At 43.7% G+C, this 13,074-nt stretch carries 12 protein-coding genes and 1 pseudogene; 8 read left to right on the forward strand and 5 right to left on the reverse strand.

The genetic code is table 11. From position 1 onward, the window contains the following. Nucleotides 1-178: 178 nt before the first annotated feature. The 3 genes from V7K85_RS14185 to V7K85_RS14195 all read left to right on the forward strand — a co-directional run bounded on the left by V7K85_RS14185 (nt 179) and on the right by V7K85_RS14195 (nt 3,085). Nucleotides 179-688 (forward strand): GNAT family N-acetyltransferase, encoded by a 510-nt coding sequence (locus V7K85_RS14185; protein ID WP_334814287.1) that lies wholly within the window; start codon nt 179-181, stop codon nt 686-688. An 85-nt stretch (nt 689-773) separates the two neighbouring features. Further along, nucleotides 774-2,360 (forward strand): GMC family oxidoreductase, encoded by a 1,587-nt coding sequence (locus tag V7K85_RS14190; RefSeq protein WP_334814288.1) that lies wholly within the window; start codon nt 774-776, stop codon nt 2,358-2,360. Nucleotides 2,361-2,824: 464 nt separating this feature from the next. Beyond that, the gene (locus tag V7K85_RS14195) at nt 2,825-3,085 is read left to right on the forward strand and encodes a tetratricopeptide repeat protein (protein ID WP_334814356.1); all 261 of its coding nucleotides are present in this window, start codon (nt 2,825-2,827) and stop codon (nt 3,083-3,085) included. 74 nt (nt 3,086-3,159) lie between these two features. On the opposite strand, the pseudogene V7K85_RS14200 reads toward V7K85_RS14195, so the two are convergent. Further along, nucleotides 3,160-3,288, reverse strand: a pseudogene (locus tag V7K85_RS14200) (IS5/IS1182 family transposase); the annotation flags it as partial. Between the two features lie 414 nt (nt 3,289-3,702). On the opposite strand from V7K85_RS14200, the gene gntT reads away from it, so the two are divergent. After that, nucleotides 3,703-5,061 (forward strand): guanitoxin biosynthesis MATE family efflux transporter GntT, encoded by a 1,359-nt coding sequence (gene gntT, locus V7K85_RS14205; protein ID WP_334814289.1) that lies wholly within the window; start codon nt 3,703-3,705, stop codon nt 5,059-5,061. Between the two features lie 340 nt (nt 5,062-5,401). Here gntT and V7K85_RS14210 read toward each other — a convergent pair whose 3' ends face one another. Next, a complete protein-coding gene (locus tag V7K85_RS14210) occupies nt 5,402-6,397 on the reverse strand; it encodes an SDR family oxidoreductase (RefSeq protein WP_334814290.1) in 996 nt (331 codons plus the stop codon). Nucleotides 6,398-6,491: 94 nt separating this feature from the next. Here V7K85_RS14210 and V7K85_RS14215 point away from each other — a divergent pair, with 94 nt between their 5' ends. Both V7K85_RS14215 and V7K85_RS14220 read left to right on the forward strand, forming a co-directional pair. Beyond that, entirely contained in the window at nt 6,492-7,400 is a 909-nt protein-coding gene (locus V7K85_RS14215) for an AraC family transcriptional regulator (protein ID WP_334814291.1), read from the forward strand. 145 nt (nt 7,401-7,545) lie between these two features. Next, complete coding sequence (locus tag V7K85_RS14220; protein ID WP_334814292.1) at nt 7,546-7,806, forward strand: hypothetical protein; 261 nt, start codon at nt 7,546-7,548, stop codon at nt 7,804-7,806. A 31-nt stretch (nt 7,807-7,837) separates the two neighbouring features. On the opposite strand, the gene V7K85_RS14225 is transcribed toward V7K85_RS14220, so the two are convergent. After that, on the reverse strand, nt 7,838-9,238 hold the full coding sequence (locus V7K85_RS14225) for an AtzE family amidohydrolase (protein WP_334814293.1): 1,401 nt from the start codon (nt 9,236-9,238) through the stop codon (nt 7,838-7,840). A 158-nt stretch (nt 9,239-9,396) separates the two neighbouring features. Between V7K85_RS14225 and V7K85_RS14230 the strand changes: the two genes are divergently transcribed. Continuing rightward, on the forward strand, nt 9,397-11,265 hold the full coding sequence (locus tag V7K85_RS14230; protein WP_334814357.1) for a bifunctional serine/threonine-protein kinase/formylglycine-generating enzyme family protein: 1,869 nt from the start codon (nt 9,397-9,399) through the stop codon (nt 11,263-11,265). Nucleotides 11,266-11,316: 51 nt separating this feature from the next. Here the strand turns inward: V7K85_RS14230 and V7K85_RS14235 are convergent, their stop codons facing one another. Both V7K85_RS14235 and V7K85_RS14240 read right to left on the reverse strand, forming a co-directional pair. Next, nucleotides 11,317-11,505, reverse strand: coding sequence for a DUF4089 domain-containing protein (locus V7K85_RS14235; protein ID WP_334814294.1), 189 nt, complete (start codon nt 11,503-11,505; stop codon nt 11,317-11,319). Between the two features lie 313 nt (nt 11,506-11,818). Beyond that, the gene (locus V7K85_RS14240; RefSeq protein ID WP_334814295.1) at nt 11,819-12,502 is read right to left on the reverse strand and encodes a hypothetical protein; all 684 of its coding nucleotides are present in this window, start codon (nt 12,500-12,502) and stop codon (nt 11,819-11,821) included. Nucleotides 12,503-12,745: 243 nt separating this feature from the next. Between V7K85_RS14240 and V7K85_RS14245 the strand changes: the two genes are divergently transcribed. Next, nucleotides 12,746-13,033 carry a glutaredoxin family protein gene (locus V7K85_RS14245; protein WP_334814296.1) on the forward strand — a complete coding sequence of 96 codons (288 nt, stop codon included), beginning with the start codon at nt 12,746-12,748 and terminating at the stop codon, nt 13,031-13,033. The last annotated feature ends 41 nt before the right edge of the window (nt 13,034-13,074 follow it).

The following is a 13,074-nucleotide window of genomic DNA, read 5'->3' on the forward strand; positions in this document are numbered from 1 at the left end:
TCAAATTGTCCACTTTACGCTAGCTCTAGCCGGACTATTTGCAACAGAAATTTATGATGTATAATGTCCCTCACCCTTGGGAGAATCTCAATATTTAGTTTTAATTAGCACAAATTGACTTATAAGTAAATTCTCTTGATAGCGATTCTTATTCAATTACTTAGCGGAGGCATAAACTTTGTTTAAAATTATCCAGGTAGAGACTGACGAACATAAATTTCATATACAGAACCTGTTTTGGGAATATTTTAACGAGACTAAGTTGATATTCAGCCATCGGTTCGGTATCAAGTTAGATGTTGATACATTCTTTGAGCAATATATGACTCAACTTCACGAATTTATACCCCCTTCAGGACGCTTGCTTTTGGGGCAATCCGAGGCACAAATAGTCAGCTGCGCTTGCTTACGAAAAATTGGTGAAGATGTTGGCGAAATTAAAAGGATGTATGTAAGACCAGAATTTCGCTCAAAAGGAATCGGTCGGTCTTTATTAGAAGCTATCATCAATGAAGCTGTTTACATTGGTTACTCAAGGATACGTTTAGACAGTGCCCCTTTTGCAAAGGAAGCACAGGCACTTTATCGGATATTTGGCTTTCAAGATATCGAGCCGTATTTGGAAAAAACAGAGATTCCTCTAGAACATCGAACAAACTGGGTTTTTATGGAATTGGTTTTAAAATGACGCGAGATTCTTAACATCGTCACTCTCCCGTTCATTGCTAGCATTACCATTTCTTAAAGTAGTTGAATTTACAAGCGAGGATGTCATGACTCAATATGACTATATTGTGATTGGTGCAGGTTCGGCAGGCTGCGTTGTCGCCAACCGGATGACACAAGATAGTGAAACAACTGTGTTATTACTCGAAGCTGGCAATCCAGATACTAAACCTGAGATTCAAATCCCGTTGGAATCTCCCAACCTACCTCGCTCGGAACTGGACTGGAAATATTTCTCGGAACCAGAACCGTACCTGAATAACCGCAAAATCTTTTGTCCTCGTGGCAAAGTCTTGGGTGGCAGCAGTTCGATTAATTCCATGATTTATATCCGGGGCAATCATCACGATTATGACCACTGGCAGTCATTGGGGAATCCTGGTTGGAGTTACCAAGATGTATTGCCCTATTTCAAGAAATCTGAGAACCAGCAACGCGGTGCCGACGCATACCACGGAGTTGATGGGGAGTTGAGCCTCACCGATATTCAACCCCCTACTGTGGCATCCCAACGATTTGTAGAAGCAGCCGTGGCAATCGGATATAAGCACAATCCTGACTTCAATGGAATACAGCAAGAAGGTGCGGGAATTTATCAGTTGACGGTCAAGGATGGTAAACGTCACAGTACTGCTGCTGCATTCTTGGTGCCAATTCTCAAGCGTCCCAATTTGACAATAACAACAGGAGCGTTCGTGACTCGGTTATTGTTTGAGGGAACCCGCACCGTTGGCGTGGAATATATGCACGAGGGAAGGCTGCACCAAGCCAGGGTCAACAAAGAAGTGATTTTAAGTGCTGGTGCATTCGATTCGCCCAAGCTGCTGATGCTGTCCGGCATTGGTGATGCAGAACAACTGCAAGCAATGGGGATTCCTGTCGTCGTTGATTTGCCTGGTGTCGGTCAAAACCTCCAAGACCACTCTCTCGTTCCTGTAGCACACCAGATAATTACCAATCCTGTGGCACACGAGGTAGTTGCTGGGTTAGACCCGGCAACTAGCAGTAATGGTAACGCTGAAGCCGGATTATTTTTGCATACCGAAGGTAATCTGGATGCCACGCCAGATTTACAGTTTTTCTTCGGTCCCATTCTGTGGATATCTCCTGGCAAAACCCTCTCTGGTTTGGGATTCACTGTTACAGTCAGTTTGACTCATCCTCAAAACATTGGCAGTGTCAGTTTGCGATCGCCTGACCCCAAAGACCCACCGATTATTCGGATCAACTTTCTACAAAGTCAATCCGATGTCCAAAAGCTAGTTGAAGGGATTAAAATAATGCGTAAATTATTTCATACAAGTGCCTTTGATCAGTTTCGAGGTGAGGAAATCAGTCCCGGTACTGAGGTGATTAGCGATGAAGCACTCGAAGTTTACATCCGGGAATTTTGCGTTACGGGGTATCATCCTGTCGGCACCTGCAAAATGGGAACTGACCCAATGGCGGTTGTCGATCCCGAACTGCGGGTACGCGGTGTTACGGGGTTGCGGGTTGTTGATGCATCGATCATGCCAACTCTGGTCGGGGGCAATACGAACGCGCCCACGATTATGATCGGCGAGAAAGGAGCCGATTTAATTAAAGCCGCAGGTGGCGTTTCATCGCAAGTAGCTTCAGCAATGGCAAACTAATAATTAAGTGCAATTTGAGCATTCATAACCACAGATGAAACTGTATTAACTACAGCTTCAACATTCATAACCACAGCTTAAGCTGTATTAACTACAGCTTCAGCATCTATAACCACAGCTTAAGCTGTATTAACTACAGCTTCAAGTTTACTTATTACATCATGGGTATTTATAAATAATGCTTAAGCTGTATTAACTACTGTTTCAAGTTTACTTATTACATAATTAGCATTTGTAACCACAGCTTAAGTTGTATTAACTACAGTTTTAACTTTACTTATAAAAAGTTTAGTGTTCCGAATGTATTGTCTTAAAACTGGTAAGCCGATACAGCAAAGTAGTGGGTATATGCTCGTGCGATCGCTCTCAAATAAAATAGCGATCGCAGTTACAGAGTTTTTCAGTTGAGTAGACTGCAATAACCACGCTTAATCTTCAACCTCAGTAATTGAGCTACAACTAAACTGCAATATAGTGACAACGGGCTTGCTTACGCTGGAAAAATGGAATGGGACAAAGCAATAAAAGATTTAAATCAAACTCTCAAATTTAATCCTAATTATCCCGATGCTTACTATAACCGAGGGCTTGCTCACGCTGGAAAGATGGAATGGGATAAAGCAATAAAAGATTTAAATCAAACTCTCAGATTTAACCCTAATTATCCCGATGCCAAACAACAACTTCAAGAGTTGCTCAAGAGCAGCTTGACGGGTACTGTTTGATGGCTCCAGTTCAATAGACCTCTTGCAAAAAAGTTTTATGGTATGGTGGAGGATTGACTAAATCCAAGAGAAATTTAGGCTTCTTTTTGAACTTCGTAATTATAAATCTCAGCAATTAAATGACAGCGCAATCCAAAACGTTTCCTGCGATTGCGGTAGCGCTGACTCAAAATCTGAAAAACTTTTAAACGCCGATTAATATGTTAAATCAATACTCGACGACTCGCTAGCGACTTGACAGGGGTTAAGAGACTTTCAAATAAAAAAATATCCAATCGCTATGGAAGCAGTTCTTGAGCAAGGGAAGAAGAATCTGATAGTTGCATTGGATACAATAATTTGGATAATTTAATTTTTGGAATTCCTTAAAATAGTTAGTAATTAGATAATATTCGCCAAAAATGAGAAGTAAGCTACATAATTCGTAATTAAATTAGTTTAGGATTTATTTACAACTAATTCAAGACCACCAATTTGACAATTTAGTGAGGCAGCGTGGTCTTCTCTACAAGACACTTTACGTAGCAAGATCCCCGTAGGGGTACGTAGTGGGGTGTAGCCCATTAAGAATTAGTAATTAGTTAAATACCTCAATCGCATCAGCTAACCGATTCCAAATGTTAGTAAATAATGATTTGCAAGACCGATGGATTCCTCGCTATTTCAGATTAGCGATCGCCAATATGCTCTCCAATTTAATGGTACCGCTGTCTGGAATGGTTAGCGTTTCCTTTTTAGGGCACTTGCAAGACATTCGTCATTTAGCTGGCGTTGCACTGGCGACGGTTGTGTTTAATTACTTCTATCGAGCATTGAATTTTTTGCGTCTCTCTGTCACCGGCACGACTGCCCAGGCGACTGGAAGAAATGATCAACAGGAAGTGCTGCTGCTAGGCTTACGGAATGTTTTAATTGCCCTCGGCTTAGGGTTTGCTGTTTTGCTCTTGCAATACCCACTGCGAGAGTTAGGGTTTATTGTCTTAAACAATACTCCAGAGGTGAAAGCGGCTGCGGTGGACTACTTCAACACGCGGATTTGGGGTGTACCTGCGGTTCTGGTGAATATGGTGCTGTTCGGCTGGCTAATGGGGCGTGAACAGAGCCAGAAAGTCTTAGTCTTGTCGGTTTTTGGCAACGTCGTCAACATCGTCTTGAGTTACCAGATGATTGTGCGAGCAGGTTTGGAAAGCATGGGAGCAGGCTTGGCACAAGCTTTTAGCCAATTTCTGATGATGCTGCTGGGACTAATTTGGGTGAAGAGTGAAATCCAGTGGCAGGAGATCCGTGCTGTCACGCCTCAGCTTTGGGACAAATCTGCCTGGTATGAGACTTTTGCCCTGAGTCGGGATCTCTTTATACGGACACTGGCGATCGGGTTTACCTTTTGGGCTTTTACCAATCTGTTTGCTGGGATGGGAAGAATCGCCTTTGCGGAAAATGTCTTGCTGATTGAGTTCATGACGCTAGGGATTCAAATACTCAATGGCTTGTCTTATGCAACGGAAACCTTGACGGGCAACTTTCATGGCACAAACGAGCAGGGGCAGATGGTGCCACTGCTTGGCGTTTCTATAGGCGTGACTCTAATGTTTGCAGTCATCATGTCCCTTACCTGCATCCTGTTTCCTCAGACGGTATTTGGGCTACTCACAAATCACACGGAAATAACCACCCACATTGATCCCTACATTCCCTGGCTAATGAGCGTGCTGGGGCTGTATGCGTTTGCCGTCTCAATTGAGGCTTATTTCTTTGGTTTGGCAGAAGGATTAATCCTCCGCAATGCGGCTTTTATCGCAACTGGGTTAGGGTTTATTCCCACAGCAGCCCTTGCTTGGAAGTTGCAAAGTATTCATCTGTTATGGTTGGCGATGTCTTTGTTCATAGTGACTAGAATTGCAGTGCAGGGAATTCAGATCCCTAGAACCTTGAAACTAGCGGCAGATATTCCTCCTGCTGAAAAGACTCAAAGCTAGTAAATCGAAGGCGTAATTTTTCCATTTTACAATCACCTGATTCACAGCATCGGAAACGATTATATAGCAATCCTAAATGAGTCGTGAAAATCTCCGATTCCTCTCTCTGCGCTGCGCCAGTTGCTTCTCCCTTGGCGCTAGCCTCTCCCTTTGGGAGAAGGGGAGACGCTGCGCGAACAAGTCGGGGAACCCGCCCAACGCACTGGCTTCTCTGCGCCTCTGCGGTTAATTTATTTTTACAAATGATTTAGGACTGCTATAGCAGTCCAGGGTGAGAGCATCTCAATTAGGCTTGACACAAGGGATGAGAAGATGACAACAGCATTGAAGTTTTCTCATTTCAGTTTTTGAAATAGCTCCCTCGTTCGAGGTCAGTCATGAGGTCGGGCTGCACGGGCCGCCATCCTAACTGTTGCTGAGTTTGCGTGCTCGAGGTCGGATTGTCGATTGCTGCGAAGTGTGCAAGCCAGCCAAAATGATTAGCTGCCTCCTCGGGTGATTTGGTTACCACTGGCATGTTTAGGCGTCTTCCGATGACTTCAGCAATATCTCGCAACGCAACGCCCTGTTCAGCAACCCCATGAAACCTAGCCCCTGCAGCAGGAGCCTTCTCAAGTGCAAGCCTAAAAAGATGGGCCGCATCGAGTCGGTGCACCGCAGGCCAGCGATTGAGTCCGTCGCCTATATACGCCGAAACGCCTTTTCCACGTGCAATGCCGATCAGATGTGGAACGAAGCCGCCGCGATCGCCGTCACCGTGGACTGATGGTGAAAGACGTACCACTGACGCGCGCACGCCACGTGACGCAACCGTTGCTGCTGCCTCTTCCGAAGCTACGCGGGGAATGGAACTGGAAGCGTACACATCTTCTTCGGTCGCGAGGCGACCTGGCGTAAGTAGCGCAGTCCCGGAGGTGACGATTAAGGGGCGGTCAGAGCCAGCAAGCGCGGCGCCGAGAGCCTCAATGGCGTGCCTATCTGTCTCGCAGTTAGCCTCGAATTTCGAGAAGTCATGGTTGAAAGCGGTGTGAATCACGCCATCCGAGGCGGCGGCTCCACTCCGCAAGCTGTCTAGATCCTCGATATCACCTGGATGCACCTGGGCGCCAGCGGCGATAAGAGATTTGGCGGCGGCATCTGAGCGAGCGAGGCCGAGCACCTGATGACCCGCAGTGATGAGTTCCTGAACGATGGCAGAGCCGATGAAGCCTGTAGCTCCGGTAACAAAGACACGCATATTTGAACTCCTTTGGTTTTGTTCTGGATGGACATACTGTTTTATGGTTTCACCAACCAGAATGTCTTCTGAGATTGAATAATACGCCTCTTTTTTCATTGGGTAAATTCACAGAAGTCCAAATTTCTTGCCTAATAGTCCACGAGAAACTATAATGGCTCTACATGGGATAGCTCCATACTTTGGAGACTTTATGACGGACTTGCAATCAGATCTAGGAAAAATAATCCATCTCTTCTGCCACGAGGATGGCTTACATGAATCGCCCCTTTCAGGCACTTATTGCAAAAAATTCTCTCAAACAGATCGTTACACGAAGCGACACTGGCATGCATGCTTTGCTATCGTCGCTCAGGGCTGCAAGGAAATTATCCTGGATCGCGAAGTCTATCGATGCGATGGAGGTCATTACACCGCCACTCCGGTTGATTTGCCCGTCACCAGTCGCATCTTTTCGGCGACGCCAGAAAAACCGTTTCTAGCCTTGCTAATAGATTTTGATCCGCTGACTTTGAGCGAAGTCGCGGCTCAGATCGAAAAGGACTTTCCGAAGGAGATTGAGAATCTTCTGCGTGCGGTATTCGTCGGAAAAGCCAGTGATAAAATGCTGGAAGCCGCGATTCGGCTGGGAAAACTTTTTCAAGTTCCCGAAGACGCGCCCGTGCTCGGGCCTTTGGTGGTCAAAGAAATACTTTATCATCTCTTGAAAGGAGCAGATGGACCGGCGCTCTGGCAGTTTGTTCGCTCTGGAAGCAAAACGCACAAAATATCTCAGGCAATTTACCGCCTAAGATCCGAACTCACTGATGATGTTGATGTCGCAGCTTTGGCAAAGGCTGCGAAAATGAGCCGTTCTGCTTTTTTTAAGCACTTTAAAGAAGTGACATCAATGAGCCCAATTCAGTATCAGAAGCGTCTCCGTTTGCTACAGGCACGGCATCTGATGACCGATGAAGGTGAAACCGCCGAGAGTTCGGCCTTTAAGGTAGGGTACAATAGCGCATCACAATTCAGTCGAGAATATTCACGCATGTTCGGCAACTCTCCTTTGCGGGATGCAATGAAAATTAAAAAAACCGGTCATCCCATTCATCAAATTTAGTGTGTGGCTTGCAAGGATCATTGGAGATGCCACTAACACCCCAATGCCAGCAGTCCTTTATAAGGATTGGGTCCGATTTCTCCTAAGTTGGAAATTTTCTCTAAAGCTTACAGTATTTTAGAAGTCTGCAACGAATAAAATTCAGATGCATACTACTCCTGTCGTTGTCCGCTTTAAAAATGTAGCTCTCTGGAGTTTGAAGTCAGTGCGTGAGGAGTTTTACCGTTCTTTGGAGAAAACCTTTGCTGACTATTTCCAAGTGCCATTTAGCGGCAAAAGCGATAGGTGGCGTAGCTTAGGTGTGTTGGAAGTTGAGTTCAAAGCTGTCAAAGAGGGCGAAGGTAAGAATAAACACGACTGTTGTAAGACTGTAGCTTCTACCAAACCCACCGTTGAAAATCTGTAATTTTTACAACTCAAATAGGATTGCTATAGCTTTAGTTGAGAGCGTTGAAAATCACTGGTGCTGAAACTACACCCTTTGCCTCCAACACAGCTGCAACCCGTAAAATTAACGCTTCATTATATGGTGCTGCTATCAATTGCACACCCAAAGATAAGGCATTTGGGCGCAAAATTGGTACTGATAAAACGGGTAAGCCAATAAAAGATAATGGTTGAGTAAATAACCCTAAATGAGGACGGACAATAATTTCTTCGCCATCCAAAATCATGGTTTGTTGACCAATTAGCGGTGCAGAAATTGGTGTAGTTGGGGCAAGAATTACATCGATATTTTGTAAAACTTCCCGAACGCGATCGCGATACCATCTTCTAAACCGTTGGGCTTGGATATACCAGTTACTTGGAATTAACGCCCCAGCCAAAAAGCGATCGCGTGTTGCTGGATCAAAATCTTGGGGACGACATCGCAATTTTTCCAAATGCAGATTTGCGCCCTCGCTAGCTGTAATCACAAAAGCTGCTGCACGGGCGCGGTGTGCTTCTGGTATCGTTACGTATTCAGTGACATTTAAAGCATCAGCTACCTTTTGGACTGCTGCTAAAGCTTCCGATTCTGCACCTTTGGTGAAATAATCAGCTGCGATTGCAATTCTGATATCAGAGATATCTTGTTTGAGTTGTGGTAAAACCAATTCCGGAGGACGCTTTGTACAAATTGGATCGCGATCGTCTTCTCCCTGAAGCACATCAAACACCGTAGCAATATCCTGCACCGAACGCGCAAAAGGGCCAATGTGGTCAAAACTGCTAGAAAATAAAGCTACTCCAGCACGAGATAACCTTCCATAAGTCGGTTTAAAACCAAAAACGCCACACAACGCCGCCGGAACGCGAATTGAACCATTCGTATCAGAACCCAGTGTCAGCGGTACTAACCCAGCAGCAACAGCCGCCGCCGAACCACCCGATGAACCACCAGCAACTCGCTGTAAATCATGGGGGTTGTGAGTAGCACCGTAATGGAAATTTTCCGTCACAAACCCATAGGCGTACTCATCCATATTCAAAGCGCCAACCAGCACAGCACCCGCTTGTTTCAGCTTCGCTACTGCGGTTGCATCTTGAGTAGCTGCTGGGTTTTCTGCATTGATTTTTGACCCCGCCAGAGTCGTTAAACCAGCGATATCGAAGAGATTTTTCACCGCAAAAGGGACACCAGCAAGCGAACCTGGATTATTACCTTGGGCAATTTCCCGATCAATGCGTGCTGCATCTACTAAAGCTATCTTGGCAGTCACAGCCGTAAAACAGTTGAGTTGATGATCCCGCGCTGCTATTCGTGCTAACGCAGCCTTGGTAACATCCACCGCGCTAACTTTACCTTCCCGTACAGCAGCAGCTATTGTTATGGCATCGGCTGAATCAAAATTCATGCTGGAATATTAAGAGATGTGCATTTACTTGATTACATCTAAAGAAGGGTATTATACAGAAAAATTGGTATAATACGTCAAGTTGATTTGTCAGATGCGATTAGTAACAATTATGCTCAAATTCATCAGATTTCTAGGAGTATGAGATTGTTGTGGGCATGCTGGTTGGACGCTACGAAATTATTCGGGAATTGGGTGGCGGCGGCTTTGCGATTACCTTTTTAGCAAAGGATTATCTACAACCCAGTCAGCCGTTATGTGTTGTCAAGCAATTGCGTCCTCAACATACTGAACCTCGGATTGTGGAGTCCTTTGAAACAGAAGCGACTGTTCTGGAAAAGTTGGGTAAATATTCCCAAATTCCTCAATTATTAGCGCATTTTAGAGAAAATAAGAACCTTTATATTGTTCAAGAATTTATCGAAGGACATGACCTGAAGCAAGAAATCATTCCAGGTAAGCAGTTAAATGAAGATTATGTCACTAAGCTATTACAAGATGTTTTGGAAGTTTTGTCCTTCGTACATAATCAGCAGGTAATTCACCGCGACATCAAGCCGGAAAATTTGATGCGACGGCATCAGGATGGGAAGATTTTTCTGATTGACTTTGGGGCAGTCAAGGAACTTGGCGCTCTGATAGTAAATGTACAAGGTAAAGTGACTTCTAGTGTGATCATAGGTACTCCTGGCTATATGCCTAATGAGCAAAAGAATGCTAAACCCATATTTGCTAGTGATATATATGCCTTGGGAGTGACGATGATTCAAGCATTGACGGGTGTTTCGGCAGTGGACTTTGAAGAAGATGCCAAAACAGGTGAAATTCTCTGGCGTCATCAAGCACAGGTAAGCAAGCATCTAGCTAATGTGTTAACTAAGATGGTGCGTCGTCATTACACTTTACGCTACGCCAACGCAACCGAAGTGCTACAAGACCTTTCAAAAAAACTGCCTCCACCGGCAACACGACCACAACAACCAGTTAACTGGTCGCGGCGCAGAGTTATTCAAACCGTGGGGTTAATGGGAGCTAGTTTTAGCTTTGCAATTGTGGTTGAGAAACTCTTGTTCAACAACTCTGCCCAGAAAAAAGCTTTGCCATCAACCTCATCTATTCCCGCAAATAATATTCCAGTACCGTCCCCGAATCAGACTCCAGCATTACCGAAGATAAGTGTAAATCCCAAGGAATTTCCTTTAAAAACCTTCCAGTTTGAAGTCATGAAGGTAGATCAGCAAGGAAACAGCACCACAATCAGTCCTGGTCAGGCAAATTTTTTTATAGAAGACCTTGGTAACGGTAACACACTGGAGATGGTAGAAATTCCTGGCGGTCAGTTTCTCATGGGTTCACCACTAACAGAAAAAGAGCGAAACCCAAATGAGGGGCCGCAGCATCCTATGACCGTTAAACCTTTTTTCATGGGTAAATTTACGGTCACTCAAGAACAGTATCAAGCAGTTATGGACATCAACCCCTCTTACTTCCAAGGGGCTAAACGACCTGTCGAACAAGTAAGTTGGAATGATGCAGTTAATTTTTGTCAAAAGCTGTCGCTCATGACTAGCAAGAGTTATCGTTTACCCACCGAGGCAGAGTGGGAGTATGCAGGTCGTGCTGGAACGACTACCCCGTTCTATTTTGGTGAGACGATTACGACTAAGATAGCTAACTATAATGGCGAGTATACTTATGGTTCTGCTCCCCAAGGTGAAAATCGTCAGGAGACTGTGGATGTTGGTACTTTACCTGCGAATGCTTTTGGTTTGTATGAGATGCATGGCAATGTTTGGGAATGGTGCCAAGACAAATACCACAATGATTACCGTGGAATGCCTGCTGATGGAAGTGCTTGGGTAAGTGGAAATAATAATCCTTGGCTGCTGCGGGGTGGTTCATGGTTCAGTCAGTCAAGCGTTTGCCGTTCATCTGCCCGTTTAGATGGAAGCAATTCGGATGTAGCGCCCGACTTCGGTTTTCGGGTGGTTTGCACACTTCTAAAAGGTTTTGTTGCACCCAATTAGCAAAGGAACCTCAAACCCCTAACAGACTGGCATTTCAACTAAAGTTAGCTATTATGGTTCAAATATAGGTGCAGCTTCAATTTCTTCAGCCAAAGGAAACTCATTAACAAGATTAGCGATCGCCCTAATTCTCTCAAAATTTGCCACCACACCATCTCGATACTCATCTTTTAGCTGCAAATCCAACAACAACGCCATTTGATCAATATACTCACCCAGATTAAACCCTTCTCTTTTCATCTCTCCTCCTCCGTCCCCTCTGCATTCAGTATATTCTCTGATGCACTTGAACAAGCAGGTGACTGATAGTAGAATTTTTAATTATTGCTATTTAAAAAATCAGTAAAAAGTATGAATTATATGGTTTGAGATATGCTTTGTAACCAATAACTAAATTACCTAAATGCTATGAAAAATGATGGTATTGATTGGAAAATTTCAGTATTAGTTTTTATTGTTATGTTGTTTGGTCAAAACTTATTAAGAAGTTGTGGCAAAACTAAAGTACCAAGAAATTACAGTCCTTACAATGCTATACGAGGAAGAGAGTATTCTAATCGTTGTGAATGTCCTTATGATATTGCTGAAGATCATAGTATATGCGGAGATCGTTCATCTTATAGTAACCCTGGAGGCAGGGAACCAAACACAAACCCCGATCAATTCTCCAATATTGTAAAGTATCTAACCATTTTTGCTGCTTTGATTGAGAAAGTGTACCTTGAATAGTAGTTATTTGAACAGAAAGAGGTAAATTGTTTTGTCCAGAAGCGAATAAATCTGTTGCCATTGATAGATCCGCAATATAAGAATGAAATGTATCACCTCCAAGAAATTCTATTACTTGGCATATCTTCTCAACTAAAAAAGTATCGTTTCCTTGGAATTTACCAGCCATTAATTCTTTTTTCCAGGTTTCTTTTTTTGGATCTCTCTCATCAATCCAAAGGGGGAATAAATATTCGTACCAATACATCTCTATTGATGTCAGTGAGGACATTTCAGCGTCCTTGTCCTCTTTAAGTATTAATTGTAGTTCTAACCAAAATATTGCATCTTTTATAAACTCTTCCAAAAGAAGCATTACGTGTTTTTTAGATACCAATTCTCCAGATTTTTTATCAGCAATCCATCTACTCATTTCCCTTAGCCTTGATGCCAAATTTGGATAAGTATCTTGAGAATCTTGAATTAATCTTACTAAGTTAGACCTGATTTCATGTGGAGATTTTTGCACGCTAAATTTACTACCTAAATAAATAATCGATTTGCCCTGGTGACAGCTATGCTAGTTGAGCGCCAATCGTAAGGATTCGGTTTTGATAACCATACCGTAATTGCACAAGCTTGAGCAGAAAGAGCGCAATCACCCTCTCGCAACGGTAATTATATTTAAGGATAATGCCCTGACCAATGTCTTTGAGTCCATTGTTCGCTTCTGGTGATGTGTAGAATAGTCTTCATAGTAATTAATTAACAAATGCGATTAATTTTATACAGTAAACCCGGCTGTCATTTATGTGAAGGCTTGCATGAAAAGCTAGAACAAATCCAAAATCTCAGTTTCGAGTTGGAAATTAGGGATATTACAACTCGTGAAGATTGGTTCGCTGCGTATGAGTATGAAGTGCCGGTACTTTATTTATCGAACCACAGAGGCGCAGAGGGCGCAGAGGAAGAAATTATAGAAGCACCATTGCCGCGTCCTTCTCCTCGTGCTAGTGTGCAGCAGTTGGAGCAAATGTTGCGTAAGTATTTAGCCAATTAGAAAAAAATAATGCAGAATAAGCCCAAGATTAAGAATGTGAC

Origin of the sequence: Nostoc sp., from assembly GCF_036917615.1 — a bacterium.
Classification (GTDB): Bacteria; Cyanobacteriota; Cyanobacteriia; order Cyanobacteriales; family Nostocaceae; genus Nostoc.